Below are 14,899 nucleotides of genomic sequence, written 5' to 3'. Positions count from 1 at the left end.
CAAAAAGGCCCCCAGACCGGCCCCCACGGTCACGCCCACGCAATAGCCGGTCATGCCGCCCAGTTCCCATTCTGCGGGCAGGGCCATTCCCTGCGTCAGCCAGGGCAGCAGCAGGCCGCCGAGGATGATGCAGCCGTTGTAGATCAGGGGCGCCAGCGCGGGCACGCGGAACTGCCGCCGCATGTAGAGCAGGGCCGTGACGCAGGCCCCGCACAGGAAGAAGACCTGCGCGGGCAGGATGATGCGCATGAAAAAGGCCAGCCGCGCCGTCTGGGCGGCATCGAAGCCCGGGGCCGTGATGCGGGCCAGTTCTTCGGCGCCCAGCATGCCCGCCCCCGTCACCAGCAGCGAGGCCACCACCATCCAGCAGAAGATGCAGGAGAAAAAGCGCCAGCCGTCGTCCTCGTCCTCCTGGAAGCGCCGGGACAGCAGGGGGATGATGGTGATGGCCATGATGCCCCCGGCCAGCAGGTGGTTGATGATGTCCGGCACCACGAAGGCCGCGAAGTACATGTCCGCTTCACTGCCCGCGCCGAACTGCCAGGAGATGACCTTGTCGCGCACCAGCCCCATGAGACGGGACAGGATGGTGCTGGCGGCCAGGATCAGGGCCGCCGCGCCCATGCGCTGTTTTTGCGAGAAAAAGCTCATCCGCGTCTCCCCCGTCCTGCGGGACGCCGCGCCCCGCGAGCTCCATCCCGGCGGGCCTGGCCTTTGCCGTGCACGGGACGCTGCCCGTCGCGGTCACGGCCCCGGCGCTGATGCGGAAGTTTGGCATGCCGGACCGAAGATCTTCCCGGCCGTCCCTGCCGCCCGCGCGACACACGTCCGCCGCGGCGGGCCGCCACGCCCAGTTCCGTGGGCAGCAGGCGGATCTCCAGACGGCCGCTGTGCACCTCGGCCAGCACCACCTCAAGGGACTGGCCCATGCTCCAGCACAGGCCCGAACGCTGCCCCACCAGACACTGGCGGCGGACATCGAAATCGTACCAGTCGTCGCCCAGATCCTCCACGCGGATCATTCCTTCCACGGGCATCTCGTTCAGCTCCACGAACAGGCCGAAATCGTTGACACCGGCCACCACGCCCCGGAAGCGCTCGCCCACGCGGCCCTCAAGGGCCATGCAGGCCAGCCGCCGGGCCATCTCGCGCTCGCAGTCCAGGGCGTCCCGCTCGCGCCGGTTGAGCTGGTCGGCCACGCGCAGCAGTTTCTGCCCGGCAGGCAGGGCGCCGTCGTACAGGCCCAGGCTGGCCTTGAGCGCCCGGTGCACCAGCAGGTCGGCATAACGGCGGATGGGCGAGGTGAAATGACAATAGGCACGGGAGGCCAGACCGAAGTGCCCTTCGTTCTCCGGCTGGTAGCGGGCCTGGGGCATGGCCCGCAGGCACAGGCGCCCCACCAGGAACTCCCGGTCGGAGCCCTGCACGTCCCGCAGGATGCCCTGCAGGGCCGAGGCCGCAGGCTTCACGGGCACCAGTTCGGGATCGATGGCTTCCAGAGAGTCGAACAGGCTCTCCAGCCGTTCGGGATCGGGCTGGGGATGCACGCGGTAGAGGAAGGGCTCCTTCGGGGCCCCCTCCGGACTGCCGTCGGCTTTCAGACCGCCCAGATGGCGGGCCACGGCCTCGTTGGCCGCGATCATGAACTCCTCGATGAGGCGGTGCGCGTCGTGGCGCACACGACGGGACACGCGCAGCAGGCGGCCCTTGTCGTCAAAGCTGTATTCCGGTTCCGGCAGGTCGAAATCAAGGCTGCCCCGGCGCTGCCGGGCCTCGCGCAGGCAACGGTACAGTTCGAAAGCCGTCTCCAGCATGTCCAGCACTTCCTGCCCGCGCGGTCCGGCGGCCAGCGCGGCACGGGCCTGCTCGTCCCTGTCCAGCAGGCAGGCCTTGACCTGATCGTAGGTCAGGCGGGCCGCAGAGCGCATGACCACCGCCGCGAAGCGCGGCTTGCCCGGCTGCCCGGTGGCGGAAAAGGGGATCTCGGCCAGCATGGCCAGCCGGTCCTCGTCAGGACGCAGGCTGCACAGGCCGTCGCACAGGGCGGGCGGCAGCATGGGCTCCACCGACGTGGGGAAATACCAGGAATTGCCGCGCGCCAGGGCTTCGGTATCCAGCGCCGAGCGCGGGCGCACATAATGGCTCACGTCGGCGATGGCCACACGCAGGAGCCAGCCCCCGCCGGGGCGGGCCTCCACCTGCACGGCATCGTCGAAGTCACGGGCATCGGCGCCGTCGATGGTCACCAGCGGCAGCGCGCGCACGTCCTCGCGCCCGGCCATGTCGGCATGCCGGGGCGCGGACGGCAGGGCGTCGGCCTCGGCCTGGACACGGGGCGGGAACTCGCGCGGCACTTCGTGGTTGAGTTTGACCAGATCCTCCTGCACGGCGATGTCGTCTTCCCGGCCCACGGACTGCAACAAACGGGCCTGCCAGAGGTCGGCGGCCAGGCGCTTTTCCGGCGCCACCAGCAGCAGCGAACCGCCGGAGGGGCGCTCCATGTCCTCGGGCAGCTCCACGCTGACATCGAAGGGCATGCGACTGTCCGCCGGGCGGCACAGGGCACGGCGTCCGGTCACATGGATCACGTGCACGGGCACCTCGCGGCAACCGCGTTCCAGTACCTCCACGATGCGGCCTTCCTGGCTCTTGCCGCGGGCATGCGAACGCGGCGACAGGGCCACGCGCACCATGTCCTGATGCCAGGCATCGCCCGCCTGCAGGGGGTGGATGAAGATGTCCGGGCCGGTCACCTGCCCGTTGTCGCCCAGGGGCGTCACGAAACCGCCCGCACCGCTGCGCAGGGCCATATAGCGGCCACGTATCTGGCGCAGGCCGTCGGCACGGGCCCAGAGCCCGCCCTGCAGGCGCACCAGCTGCCCTTCGTCAGCCAGGGCATAGAGCTGGTCTTCCAGCATCTTGCGGGCCGCACGCGGCAAGCCCGTGACCCGCAACAGGGCATCCAGGCGCAGGGGACGGTTCTGTTCATGGAAGATCTCCAGCAATTCGGCGTCATCAAGACCGGCCGGAAGATCGAAGTAGTTGTTTTTCTTGCTCATAGATCCTTGTACGCCGCACAGAGCGACGATGTTTGCACAAAATGTCCGTCCGTCCTGCATACGGGCCCCGGGCCCGCTTGTCAAAGCGGCAGACACAAGAAGGGCGGAAGGTCACCCTTCCGCCCCTCTGTCATATCGTTAGCGTGGCCGTTCCACAGGCGGCCATCCATCCCGCGCCCCTGCCAGTGCCATGTCGTTCCCGCCGATACAGGGCACGGGATCTTCCCTCTTCCCCCTCATGTGCGGGCGGAGGAGGAGGGAAGGTGAAGCCCTTTCCGCTAGTCGCGGTTGCCGCCGAACAGGCGCAGCAGCATCAGGAACAGGTTGATGAAGTCCAGATACAGTTCCAGGGCGCCCAGCAGGGCACCGCGGCGCATGGCCGTGGCGTCGTCCACAGGGGCGTTCATGCCGAAGACGCGCAGCTTCTGGGTGTCATAGGCGGTGAGGCCGGTGAAGATCAGCACGCCGATGCAGCTGATGACGAAGTCCATCATGCTGCTGGCCAGGAAGATGTTGACGATGGACGCGATGATGATGCCGAACAGGCCCATGATCAGGAAGTTGCCCATGCCGGTCAGGTCACGCTTGGTCACCGTGCCGTACACCGACATGGCCAGGAAGGTGCCCGTGGCCGTCAGGAAGGCATTGGCGATGGAACCGATGGGGTAGACCACGAAGATGCTGGACAGGGTCAGGCCGGTCAGGGCCGAATAGGCGATGAACACCGCCGTGGCCGTGGTGGCCGACATTTTGTGGATGGCGGCGCTCAGGGCGATGACCAGGCCGAACTGGGCCACGATGAGGGCGATCATGATCACCATGTTGCCCAGGATGGCCATCTGCAGGTCGGGGCTGGAAGCCACGGCAAAGGCCGTCACGGCCGTGATGGCCAGGCCGGCGGTCATCCACATGTAGACCTGGCGCATATAGATGGAAACGGCGCTCACAGCGCTTTGCGCAATGGTACGAGCAGTCATGTTTTTCCTCCAGGATTTGGCCGCGCGGCATGCACGGCCGTACTTTCATTCCTTGCTTAACATATAGGGATATGGCGCGTAAAAGCAAGTCCCGGGCCGTCGGGGCAGCCCTTCCCTTGCCGCTCCCCCCGGCACATGCTACCGTGCGCCTGTCGCACCGGCATGGTGCGGCAGATCATCAAGGAGAACCCTTCATGAAGACATTCACTCTCTTCACCCGTCTGCTGCCCGCCCTGCTGCTGGCCTGCGCCCTGCTGGCCGCTCCCCAGGGCATCCGCGCCCAGGGCCCGGACCCCGTCGTCAAACTGGAGACCAGCATGGGCGACATCCTCGTGCGTCTGGATGCCCGCAAGGCTCCCATGACCACGGCCAACTTCCTGGAATACGTCAAGGCCGGCCAGTATGACGGCACCATCTTCCACCGCGTCATCAAGGACTTCATGATCCAGGGCGGCGGCATGACCGCCAGCCTGCGCGAAAAGACCACCCGCGCCCCCATCAAGAACGAAGCCGACAACGGCCTGCGCAACCGCAAGTACACCATCGCCATGGCCCGTACCTCCGACCCGCATTCGGCCACGGCCCAGTTCTTCATCAACGTCAAGGACAACAGCTTCCTCGACCACCGCAGCAAGGACCCGCAGGGCTGGGGCTATGCCGTGTTCGGCAAGGTCATCCGCGGCCAGGACGTGGTGGACCAGATCGCGGCCGTCAAGACCGGCAGCCGCGGCTACTACGAAGACGTGCCCATGCAGCCCGTCATCATCAAGCGTGCCACCATCGTGGAATAAAGAGAAGATGCGGGGGAGGGAAACCTTTTCGGTGAAAAGGTTCTCCCTCCCCCACACCCCCACCCTTCCAAAACCTTTTCTTCTGACCGGTATGGCAGGTCCCCGTCGCTGGCTGGCAGGCGAGGATATCGGGAAACAGGACGTCCGCTATTCTTCCGGCCTACTTACCAGAGAACCTGACATGACCATCGCATGAAAAAAGACGCCACGCGGCGTCTTTTTTTGTGCGTAATAAAGCGCGCTTGGAGGAGGATGGAGGCTTGGGGGAAGGAACCCCCTTTTCGCGCCAGAGAAAGGGCATTCCTTCCCCCCCAAAAATCAAACTCCCCAGAGCCTCAGCGCCGGGCCAGAAGCTTCAGGCGGCGCATGGTCAAATGGCAGATGGCCACAGCCAGAGCGTCCGTGGTGTCCAGGGCCCAGCCCTCACCACGCACATTGAGCAGGCGCCGCACCATGAAGGCCACCTGTTCCTTTTCCGCGCGGCCGGTGCCCACCACGGATTTTTTGACCAGCGTGGGCTCGTAATCGCTCACCGGTACCCTGTGGGCGGCGCAGGCGGCCACCGCCACACCGCGGGCCTGGCCCAGCTTGAGGGCGCTGGCCGCGTTCTTGGCCGTGAAGACCTGTTCGATGGCGGCTTCCTGCGGCCGGTAACGGCCCACCACGTCCGCCAGCTGCCGGTAGATGACGGCCAGCCGCTGGGAGAATTCCTTTTCGCCGCTGGAGGTGGTGCGGATGATGCCGCAATCCACCAGACGCAGCACGCCGGACTGCTCCGCGATGATGCCCCAGCCCGTACGCTGGGAGCCGGGGTCGACCCCCAGGACCACAAGAGGAGTGTCTGCCATAGCTCACCACATAGAAAAAAAGCCCGGCACTCAAGGAATGCCGGGCAAAAAACGGACATCTGCCGCCCGGAGGGGCGGGAGCGTACCGGACTAGTCCATATCCATGTCTTCGGGGAAGTCGGCGTTGGCGTAGACGTTCTGCACGTCGTCGTTGTCGTCCAGGGCTTCCATGAGACGGATGACCTTCTGGGCCGCTTCGGCGTCCACGGCCACCAGGTTCTGGGGCACCATGGCCAGTTCGGCGGACTGCATGGCCACACCGGCGGATTCCAGAGCGTCGCGCACGGCCGCGAAGTCGGCCATGGCGGTCTGGAGGGTCCAGACATCTTCATCGTCGATGACGTCGTCGGCGCCAGCTTCCATGGCCACTTCCATCATCTGGTCTTCGGTGTAGGCGGCCTTGTCCACGGTGATGACGCCCTTGCGGTCGAACATCCAGCTCACGCTGCCGTCGGTGCCCAGGCTGCCGCCGTGCTTGGTGAACAGGTGGCGCACTTCGGCCACGGTGCGGTTCTTGTTGTCGGTGGCCACTTCCACCATGATAGCGATACCGGCGGGGCCGTAGCCTTCGTAGAAGCATTCGGTCAGATCGCCGCCCGCATCTTCACCGGTACCCTTACGGATGGCGGCTTCGATCTTGTCCTTGGGCAGGTTCACGGCCTTGGCAGCGGCAATGGCGGCACGCAGACGAGGGTTGCCCGCCGGATCGCCACCGTTCTTGGCAGCGATGATGATTTCCTTGGCGGCCTTGGTGAAAACCTTGCCGCGCTTGGCGTCCTGACGGCCCTTGCGGTGCTGGATATTGGCCCATTTGCTGTGCCCAGACATAAAACCTCCCAAAACTCGGAGAATGTAAAAGGTGAAAAAAGACAGACGGCCGTGCGGCGCGTCCGTTCCCTGCCCAGGATACCGGGACATCCCGGCGGCGGGAGCCTGGTTCCGGCCTCTCCGGGCGCGCACACGGGTGCAGCGGCCCGGACAGCGGAGGATGGGACGCCCCTACAGGGCGCCGGGCTCCTGTCCGGTGTCGGCGGCTCCGTCCGTGCCCGCATCCTGTGCGGCAGGACGCGCCTCGGCTTTGAACCCCATGCCCACGAAGAACGTTTCCTTGCTCTCGGCTCGGGAGCTCTTGGGCTTGAAGGATTTGACGGCCTTGAAGGCGCGACGCATGGGCTGGAGCATCTCCTGGATGTCCGGCCCCATGAAAATCTTGACGATGAAGCTGCCGCCGGGCTTGAGGTGCAGGCGCGCCACTTCCAGGGCCTCGCAGGCCAGTTCGAGCGAGCGGGCCTGGTCCGTGAACTTGGTCCCGGTGGTACGGGGCGCCATGTCGCTCATGACCACATCGAACGGCCCCATCTCGCGCAGGCGGGCTTCAAAGGCATCGGAACGGTTGAACACGTCCTCCTGCATGAAGGTGACCTGCGGCGGAAAGGCGGTCTCCGTGGTCTGGATGTCGCAGCCCAGCACGAGCCCGCGCTGGCCCACCTTTTCGGCAGCACCCAGCGACCACGAGCCCGGAGCCGCGCCCAGATCCAGAACGCGCATCCCCTGGCGGAAGAGCTTGAACTTCGCGTCCAGTTCCTTGAGCTTGTACACGGAACGGGCCGGATAATTCTCGCGCTTGGCCTTGAGAAAATAATGATCTCGATATTCCTTCATAGTGACACCAGCGGGCTTCTATAGCGTTTTTTTTCGCAGTAGCCAAGCCCCACAGAGGTGACCCGGCCGATTTTTTTGCAGGGGATGGACGGAAGGAGCGGACCCGGGGATGCCGTGGGCTTTGCCCAGCGTGGCGTGAAATTTGCCAGCCGGAGGGCATGGCCCTGTGGATGCTCCCGAGTCCTGCCAGTCAGAGCGTTTGCCTGCCGCCCTGCTTCGGAGAGTAGCGCCTTTCCGCAGGCCCCAAGGAGGGGGACTAGCGTGACCGGGTCAGGCTGGACACGATCCAAGGAACTGGAACGAACAGCAGCGGACAGAACGCACGCTCTCTCCATCCTGACGGCCACAGATGCAAGCTCATGCCCTCCCGCTTGTCGGCGCCATCTTCGTGGCTGCTTGTCCTTTTTTGCCACAGCACCTGGCTCCCCTCTCCCTGCCGCTAGACGGCCTGCTCACAAAAAAGACTTGACCGCAGCAGGTGAATGGCATACATACCACGCTACGCCGCGTTGTGGCGTCCATGTGGGGAAGTAGCTCAGCTGGGAGAGCATCGCCTTCGCAAGGCGGGGGTCGGGAGTTCAAGTCTCCTCTTCTCCACCACAGGAAATTCAAGGGGTTACGGTTTTAGACTGTGACCCTTTTTTGTTATCATGGGATATGATAGCTGAAAGGCCATATACTGTTCCCGTAATTTCCCGCTACTGCGAATCTTCCCCAAGTCCTGCTACGAAAGGTACGTTCCCCATGCTGAAAGCCCAGCTTGTCGAGGCCTTCAAGCGCATCTACTGCGTCTTGCCCTCACCATTGCAACGCAGCTTCTGGACCGTCATGACCCTGACCGTGGTGGTGGCCCTGACGGAATTCGCCCTGGCCGGTGCTGTCTCCCTGCTGGGCGTGGTACTGGCATCTCCTCAAACCATCGTCCACAACAGCATCATGCAGCAGCTGGTACTTTGGCTGCCCGCACTGCGTCCGGCCATGGAAGACCCGCGCCTGTTGCTGGCCCTGCTGCTCTGCCTGCTCTGCGGTACAACCCTCCTCAAAACGGTTATGCTGGCTCTGCTGACCTGGCGACAAAGCCGTTATAGCCAGATGGTGAGCAGGCATCTGGGCATACGCTTGTATCAAGGATATATGTACGCCCCCTACCTCTGGCATACAGGCCAGAAGGTCAGCGACCTGATCACTCTCCTGAACTGGCGTGCCAATACCGGGATATTTCTTTTCCAAAGTTTGCAGGCTCTTTCCCAATTGCTGGTAGTCGCCACCCTCCTGGTGGCAGTTTGTTGCATGGCTCCGCTGGCCGGGATCCTGGTGGTCAGCATCACCGGTGTGGCCGCCTGGGGGATTTTTCGATGCAGCCGCCGCTGGGTCCGCAAATTCAGCCAGCAATGCGCCGCCGCCCAGCAAGATTCCATGAAACTCATCCATACGGGCCTCAACGGCATCCGGGACATCCTCATCTGTCAACAGCAGGAAAATTTCATCCGTCAGTACACCGCGGCGGAACAGCGCTTCATGCAAGGGCAAAGCGTACTGCCGGTCTTTCCTCCCATGCCGTCGTGGATACTGGAATTCGTAGGTATCACCCTGTTGCTGGGCACTGTGCTGCTGCTGCGCTGGCAAGATGCAAGCCTGGCCCATGTGAGCGCCACCCTGGCCTTGCTGGCCGCCGTGGCCTGGCGCCTGCTGCCCATCATGAACCGCGTGGTGCAAGGCCTGTTGCAAATGCAGCAGCAACTGTCCACGGTGGATCCCATCCTTCAAAAATTGCATGAAGTTGAAACGTTGCCTCAGGACAGATCGGAAGAGCGCCCCTGCCCCTTGCAGCAGCAGATTTGTTTCGAGCATGTCTGCTTCCGGTATCCCGGTACTGCTGAGGGACACGCTGATGCTTTGCACGATATCAATCTGCATATCCCCAAAGGGAGTATGGTCGGCCTCATAGGCCCCTCCGGCGCAGGCAAAAGCACTTTGGTCAGCCTGCTGACCGGTCTCTACACGCCCAGCAGCGGTAAGATACTGGTGGATGGGCAAGAAATGGATGCTGGTCTACGTACAGGCTGGATGCGGGGCATCGGCTATGTGCCGCAAAATCCCTTCCTGCTCAACGGCAGCTTGGCGGAAAACATCGCCTTCAGCCAATGGGGAGAGGAGATCGACCGAGATCGCGTACGGGAATGCTGCCGCATGGCAGCCATGGATTTTTTGGATGACCTGGAAAACGGCATCGACACCATCATCGGTGAGCGAGGGGTGCGGCTTTCCGGCGGTCAGCTGCAACGCGTCTCCATCGCCCGGGCCCTTTATAATCATCCGCAAGTCATCATTTTTGATGAAGCGACCTCTGCTCTTGATACCGCTACTGAACAAGCCATCCAGCAGACCATCGAAAGCCTGCGATCCCATATGACGGTGATCATCATTGCTCACAGATTAACGACTGTGGAGAAATGTGACTGGCTGTATTGGGTAGAGAAAGGACATATTCAGATGTATGGAAATACAGAAAAAGTATTATCTGAATATAATATTTATTATAGCACCAATCAGAGAGAAAAAATATGAAACAGCATTACTCTGTTTTAACATATGACTATACCGATAAATCGATATACAGCAATAAAAATAACTTTTATAACCCAAATATATCTCTATTCAATATAGGCGACTACATACAAAGCCTAGCTGCAGAGCAATATCTTCCCTATGTATCAAAATACATCGACAGAGATGGCTTTGTTTATGAGTCTGTCGATACAAATATCATCATGAATGGATGGTATTATATATATGATGGAAATAGGTTTATCCCTGAAAATTTCAATGCACTATTACTATCTATTTACATAAAAAATCCTGAAAGTGTTCCAGCATCTTTCTTAAATTCCATCAAGAGGCTCCAGCCCATAGGCTGTCGGGATATCGCGACTAGGAATTTTTTTCAATCTAAGGGCATCGATGCCTACTTTTCCTCATGCCTGACGACCACGTTGGGGCGGACATATAAAAAAGATGTTGATAGAAAAGGAATCATATTCTGTGATTTTCCTTTTTATGAATTTACTGAAAACAAAAATATCAAATCAAATATAAAGTTATTTTTATCAAATTTTATCAACAGATATGAATTCTTCAGCAGACATAACAAAATCTCATCACATGTAGAACAAATAATAAAACATTACCCAGAAAATATAGAATATACACGACATATGTATAGCTGCAATATCAACCATCATGACCGATTTGCAATAGCTAAACGCTTACTAAACAAATATGCCAGTGCGGAACTTGTGCTGACAACAAGGATCCACTGCGCCTTACCGTGCCTGTCACTGGGAACACCTGTCATTCTCCTTGTCCCCAATTACGATAAAGAAAGATACAGTGGACTCTCTGAATTCTTCAACATTATTGGATTCGACAATAATAGTGATTTTATATATGACGTTGCCACAGAGAACAATAAAGTTACAAATAAAAATACGCATATAGAAAAAGCAAATCAACTTGAATGCAGATGTGTCGATTTCATACATAAATGCATGCAGGAATAGCAAAGTCATTTAACACCACACCATAACAAATAGATGCCATATGAAAAAGTGCAGTTTGACTATCGCTATCTGTACATACAATCGAGCAAACATCATTTCAGAATGCCTTGCTTCTCTCAACAAACAAACTGTTGATAGCACAAATTATACCTTATTAGTTATCGACAATAATTCTACAGATAACACCAAAGAAATTATTTTTTCTTTTAAGGACAAATTTGCTAAATTAGTCATTATTAGCGAACATGCCCAAGGACTTTCTCATGCCCGTAATAGAGCCCTTGAAGAATGCGATACAGAATGGCTGGCATTCCTCGATGACGATGCCAAGGCTCATCCAAACTGGGTGTCTACAATTCTAGAGACCATCCAAAAAAATGATTTTGATGCCTTTGGTGGCCCCTACTATGCCTGGCACCATTATGGACCGGCTCCGCGATGGTTCCCAGATAATTTTGGTACTTATGAAAGCCCTCAAGGCTATGGCCTGTTGACAGGGGACACCTACATCCCTGGTGGGAACAGTATCATCCGATGCGCCGCAGCAAGAGCCACCGGTACATTTTCGACCAAGCTCGGCATGAATGGCAAACATTGCGGCTACGGAGAAGAAACACAATTTTTTGAGCGTATGCGTGCCGCAGGCTATCGCTTGGGATATGTCCCCCATCTCAAGATAGATCATTGTGTGTTGCCTTATAAATACAGACTACGATGGCAGATATGTTCAGCCTTTGCATACGGGAAAGCCGAATTTTCCTCCCAGAAATATAGCAAACGTTTCATATTATTACGTTGCCTTTGGCATTATTGCAAATCTTTCTATGCTATTATTAGGGATGTCATCAGCTTGAGAGCCTCAGTTCCTATAGGAAAAATTATTTTCAAAAATACAAGGCCTCTCTTTTTTGATGCAGGATTCCTATATGCATATATTTCAAAAATAAAAAGGGAATATAAAAAATGATATCGATTATAATCCCCGTATATAACTGTCAAAAATATATCCACGACTGCCTGAATAGTATTCTAAATCAAACCGTAAATAATTTTGAAGTCCTTTGTATTGATGACGCATCTACTGATAACAGCCTTGATATTTTAAAACAGTATGCAGCTCGCGATTCCCGCATAAAATTTATTCAAAGCAACCAGCACCTTGGAGCCGGACCGGCAAGAAATCTTGGAATTTCTAAAGCCTCTGGAGACTTTCTCGTCTTCTGCGATGCTGACGATATCTATCCTTCCTATGCACTGAGTAAAATGAAGACAGCATTGGCAGAATCTTCATGCGATATGTGTATAGGAAATATAAAGTTCATGTCACCTGACATGAGCCATCCTATTTTCCCTCCTTTCCCGCTACTATCAAGCCACATAGATGAGTTTAAAATAATATCGCCTTGTGATGACCCCAGCTTATGGATTCCCTGGTATCACCAGCGAGTCATGTTTAAAAAATCTTTTTTAGTAGAAAATAATATTTATTATCCAAATCTGTTGCGAGGACAAGATCCGCCTATGCTTGCTAAGGCTTTATGCCTTGCAGATTCTGTCGTTACTATTCCAGATACAGTATATAAATATCGAGCATCGTCATCTATAAAAAAATTCTCCCAACAGCAGTTTAAAGATTATATAAAGCATATAAAAGAAACCATAAGGATATTTGACTCTTTCAATTGGAAACAACAAGCTGACATCTATATTCAATTAATGGCTTTTTTCACAGATGGATTTCCTACATTCAAAGCATACCAAACCAAAGAAAGAAAACAATTAATAGACTATTGCTTGGCGTGTATTAGTGAAAGAAGAATAGTCAAGGATACTCCCCCGTATTTTTTTGACAAAAACATACCGAATAGATTGATTTCCATGAAATATGGAATTTTCATATATGGATTTTACCGGTTATATACACTATATGGAAACAAAATAAAAAAATATTTTTAATACCATGAATACACCACACATATCTGTACTCTTGCCTGTATACAACAACGTGCAGTATTTAAAAAAAGCTGTTTTGTCGATTTTACAGCAGAGCTTTACAAACTTCGAAATAATTCTGATCGATGACGGGTCATCAGATGGAACAGAGCATCTTGCTCAGCAGTTAGCAGAACAAGATGCTCGGATTCGCCTTGTACAACGTCCCAATAAAGGGCTTATAGCTTCTCTCAATGAAGGAATAAATTTAGTACAGAGCCCATTTATTGCACGAATGGATGCTGATGATTTTTCTTTTCCAAATCGCCTGTCCATTCAATATGCTTATATGACGGATCATCCTGATGTCGTAGCTGTAGGTAGCTACATAAAATTTATGGACAACCAGGACAGGATGTACAGAAAAAAAATTTTTTCTTCAGGACAAAAACTCCTCGATGATTTTCGTTGGGGATGTCCTCTTGTACATCCTGCAGTAATGATGCGTACGGATGCTGTACAAAAAATTGGAGGGTATAGTCCTGAGTTCCCGTCTGCCGAAGATTATGCGTTATGGCTACGGATGCTTTCCTGCGGTCGTATGGATACTATACCTCAAGTTCTTCTTGCCTATAGGGTACATGGGCAAAGCATCTCACATGTGCATGCGCGTCAGCAGCGGGATTCCATTTTACGAGCTCAGGCTATTTGGCTCTCAGGACAAGAGTGGACACGTGAAATTTGTCAGCTTTCAGCCACACAGCTTCTAAACTCACTGCTTTCTCCGAAGGAGCAGAAAGAGCTTCTAGCTCGTATGCTGGCTCTTAACCCTCATCTTATCGGTGTCTCACCCGAACAAGACCCTGAAGCACAAGAGTGGCTTCCGTGTGTTCTTCAGGGGGACATTACCCCTGAAATCCGCAAAGCTCTGGCTCTCTATCATTTGAGAGCAGCGCGAGCTCAAGGATTGTCCACAGGCTCCCGCCTCTATCATCTCTGTCAGTGCGCTCTGTATTCTCCCGGCGAATTCATGAAGAAAATGACAGAATTTCTATGTGGCCGCCTGCAATGTCGATAAGTAAAGGATCCACATGCATAACACTCCTTGCCTTGCTCTCTGCATAGCCACTGTTGACCGCATTACGGAACTCGACAGATTGTTGACTTCTCTCAAACGGCAGGATTACGTCGACTTTCATATCTATCTTGCCGACCAGAACGCACCGGGGACACTGGATGCCGTACTGCAGAAGCATGAGGACCTACAGGTGACTCGCATTCTGCTGCCGTCCCAAGGTGTTTCGATAGCACGCAATGCGATCCTTTCCCTCATTGGGGATGAAGATATCGTCGTCTTCCCTGATGATGACTGCTGGTACGCCCCGGATACGCTGGCTCAGGCTGTGGAGGCCTTTCAGCGTCATCCCGAGGCTGGAGCTGTCCTAGGGTATTGGACTCCCTCGCCGGAACTTCCCCCTCCTGACAATAGGGAACAGCTTCTTTCCCCCACGGATCTTTTCTCTCAAGGGGGGACTTGCGTCCAATTCTTCCGGGCCGAAGCGGTAAAAGATCTTTGTTTCGACACCCGACTTGGTCCCGGTACGGGACTGCCCTACGGCTGTGGCGAAGATACGGACTACCTGCTGGAAGCGCATAAACGCGCTCCTGTTTGGCGTTGCCCGTCCATCCGAGTCTTCCATCCTTCACCGGATACGCATGTTCCATCTGATACCAAGATCGCCAGCTATGCTGCCGGCCGCATGTATCTGCTCAAAAAACATACCTTTCCCCTCTGGTTCCGTTGCGCCAACGTACTCTATCCATTGTGCATGCTGCCTCTGGATGCACTGCGCAAAGGCCGTAAGGCCGCACGCTATCGCTGGCGCATGTTCGTGGAGCGGCTACGCTATTTTTCATCATGATATACAAGATAAAGCCACCCGGTACCGGGTGGCTTTTTTCAGGCTCCTCTCACCAGCAGGCTGACCCCGTAAAATTACAAACGTCCTCTCCCGGCAGCCCTTCTCTTCCCTGCATTTTCCCGCCTCCGTCACCGATTTGTAACAAAAC

General features: G+C 56.2%; 13 protein-coding genes and 1 tRNA gene. 8 read left to right on the top strand and 6 right to left on the bottom strand.

The window, feature by feature from the left end; translation table 11 throughout:
• From DESPIG_RS12135 to DESPIG_RS12125, 3 genes are all read right to left on the bottom strand, one after another.
• Positions 1 to 651 (bottom strand): lipid II flippase MurJ (locus DESPIG_RS12135; RefSeq protein WP_006009206.1); only part of this gene is annotated, 651 nt, incomplete at its 3' end.
• A complete protein-coding gene (gene rnr, locus DESPIG_RS12130; RefSeq protein WP_006009204.1) occupies positions 648 to 3,059 on the bottom strand; it encodes a ribonuclease R in 2,412 nt (803 codons plus the stop codon). The genes DESPIG_RS12135 and rnr, both read right to left, overlap by 4 nt.
• A 278-nt stretch (positions 3,060 to 3,337) precedes the next feature.
• On the bottom strand, positions 3,338 to 4,036 hold the full coding sequence (locus DESPIG_RS12125) for a Bax inhibitor-1/YccA family protein (protein ID WP_006009200.1): 699 nt from the start codon (positions 4,034 to 4,036) through the stop codon (positions 3,338 to 3,340).
• A 194-nt stretch (positions 4,037 to 4,230) separates the two neighbouring features.
• Here DESPIG_RS12125 and DESPIG_RS12120 point away from each other — a divergent pair, with 194 nt between their 5' ends.
• Positions 4,231 to 4,827, top strand: coding sequence for a peptidylprolyl isomerase (locus DESPIG_RS12120; protein ID WP_006009198.1), 597 nt, complete (start codon positions 4,231 to 4,233; stop codon positions 4,825 to 4,827).
• 335 nt (positions 4,828 to 5,162) lie between these two features.
• Here DESPIG_RS12120 and ruvC read toward each other — a convergent pair whose 3' ends face one another.
• From ruvC to DESPIG_RS12105, 3 genes are all read right to left on the bottom strand, one after another.
• Positions 5,163 to 5,675 (bottom strand): crossover junction endodeoxyribonuclease RuvC, encoded by a 513-nt coding sequence (ruvC, locus tag DESPIG_RS12115; RefSeq protein ID WP_006009195.1) that lies wholly within the window; start codon positions 5,673 to 5,675, stop codon positions 5,163 to 5,165.
• 90 nt (positions 5,676 to 5,765) lie between these two features.
• Positions 5,766 to 6,503, bottom strand: coding sequence for a YebC/PmpR family DNA-binding transcriptional regulator (locus DESPIG_RS12110; protein ID WP_040370160.1), 738 nt, complete (start codon positions 6,501 to 6,503; stop codon positions 5,766 to 5,768).
• Positions 6,504 to 6,674: 171 nt separating this feature from the next.
• Positions 6,675 to 7,337 carry an RlmE family RNA methyltransferase gene (locus DESPIG_RS12105; protein ID WP_006009191.1) on the bottom strand — a complete coding sequence of 221 codons (663 nt, stop codon included), beginning with the start codon at positions 7,335 to 7,337 and terminating at the stop codon, positions 6,675 to 6,677.
• A gap of 524 nt (positions 7,338 to 7,861) precedes the next feature.
• Here DESPIG_RS12105 and DESPIG_RS12100 point away from each other — a divergent pair.
• From DESPIG_RS12100 to DESPIG_RS13380, 7 genes are all read left to right on the top strand, one after another.
• Positions 7,862 to 7,937: transfer RNA gene (locus tag DESPIG_RS12100), tRNA-Ala, on the top strand.
• 144 nt (positions 7,938 to 8,081) lie between these two features.
• The gene (locus DESPIG_RS12095) at positions 8,082 to 9,905 is read left to right on the top strand and encodes an ABC transporter ATP-binding protein (protein WP_006009187.1); all 1,824 of its coding nucleotides are present in this window, start codon (positions 8,082 to 8,084) and stop codon (positions 9,903 to 9,905) included.
• Complete coding sequence (locus DESPIG_RS13400) at positions 9,902 to 10,897, top strand: polysaccharide pyruvyl transferase family protein (protein WP_006009186.1); 996 nt, start codon at positions 9,902 to 9,904, stop codon at positions 10,895 to 10,897. Before DESPIG_RS12095 ends, DESPIG_RS13400 begins: the two co-directional genes overlap by 4 nt.
• 40 nt (positions 10,898 to 10,937) lie before the next feature.
• Positions 10,938 to 11,864 carry a glycosyltransferase family 2 protein gene (locus tag DESPIG_RS13395; protein WP_006009184.1) on the top strand — a complete coding sequence of 309 codons (927 nt, stop codon included), beginning with the start codon at positions 10,938 to 10,940 and terminating at the stop codon, positions 11,862 to 11,864.
• The gene (locus tag DESPIG_RS13390) at positions 11,861 to 12,853 is read left to right on the top strand and encodes a glycosyltransferase family 2 protein (RefSeq protein WP_006009183.1); all 993 of its coding nucleotides are present in this window, start codon (positions 11,861 to 11,863) and stop codon (positions 12,851 to 12,853) included. The genes DESPIG_RS13395 and DESPIG_RS13390 overlap by 4 nt, the downstream gene beginning before the upstream one ends.
• A 4-nt stretch (positions 12,854 to 12,857) precedes the next feature.
• A complete protein-coding gene (locus tag DESPIG_RS13385) occupies positions 12,858 to 13,907 on the top strand; it encodes a glycosyltransferase (protein ID WP_006009182.1) in 1,050 nt (349 codons plus the stop codon).
• A gap of 13 nt (positions 13,908 to 13,920) precedes the next feature.
• Positions 13,921 to 14,751 (top strand): glycosyltransferase family 2 protein, encoded by an 831-nt coding sequence (locus tag DESPIG_RS13380; protein ID WP_006009181.1) that lies wholly within the window; start codon positions 13,921 to 13,923, stop codon positions 14,749 to 14,751.
• Positions 14,752 to 14,899 lie beyond the last annotated feature (148 nt).

This window comes from Desulfovibrio piger ATCC 29098, assembly GCF_000156375.1.
Taxonomy (GTDB): Bacteria; Desulfobacterota; Desulfovibrionia; order Desulfovibrionales; family Desulfovibrionaceae; genus Desulfovibrio; species Desulfovibrio piger.
Note: the sequence above shows the minus strand (reverse complement) of the source record. Positions and strands in the feature narration are given on the sequence as shown.

Excerpts from the sequence above, each read along its gene's own strand:
- DESPIG_RS13400 (WP_006009186.1), top strand. The coding sequence starts at position 9,902 with ATGAAACAGCATTACTCTGTTTTAACATATGACTATACCGATAAATCG.
- DESPIG_RS13395 (WP_006009184.1), top strand. The coding sequence starts at position 10,938 with ATGAAAAAGTGCAGTTTGACTATCGCTATCTGTACATACAATCGAGCA.
- rnr (WP_006009204.1), bottom strand. The coding sequence starts at position 3,059 with ATGAGCAAGAAAAACAACTACTTCGATCTTCCGGCCGGTCTTGATGAC.
- DESPIG_RS12120 (WP_006009198.1), top strand. The coding sequence starts at position 4,231 with ATGAAGACATTCACTCTCTTCACCCGTCTGCTGCCCGCCCTGCTGCTG.
- DESPIG_RS13380 (WP_006009181.1), top strand. The coding sequence starts at position 13,921 with ATGCATAACACTCCTTGCCTTGCTCTCTGCATAGCCACTGTTGACCGC.
- DESPIG_RS12110 (WP_040370160.1), bottom strand. The coding sequence starts at position 6,503 with ATGTCTGGGCACAGCAAATGGGCCAATATCCAGCACCGCAAGGGCCGT.
- DESPIG_RS13385 (WP_006009182.1), top strand. The coding sequence starts at position 12,858 with ATGAATACACCACACATATCTGTACTCTTGCCTGTATACAACAACGTG.
- DESPIG_RS12105 (WP_006009191.1), bottom strand. The coding sequence starts at position 7,337 with ATGAAGGAATATCGAGATCATTATTTTCTCAAGGCCAAGCGCGAGAAT.
- ruvC (WP_006009195.1), bottom strand. The coding sequence starts at position 5,675 with ATGGCAGACACTCCTCTTGTGGTCCTGGGGGTCGACCCCGGCTCCCAG.
- DESPIG_RS12125 (WP_006009200.1), bottom strand. The coding sequence starts at position 4,036 with ATGACTGCTCGTACCATTGCGCAAAGCGCTGTGAGCGCCGTTTCCATC.
- DESPIG_RS12095 (WP_006009187.1), top strand. The coding sequence starts at position 8,082 with ATGCTGAAAGCCCAGCTTGTCGAGGCCTTCAAGCGCATCTACTGCGTC.
- DESPIG_RS13390 (WP_006009183.1), top strand. The coding sequence starts at position 11,861 with ATGATATCGATTATAATCCCCGTATATAACTGTCAAAAATATATCCAC.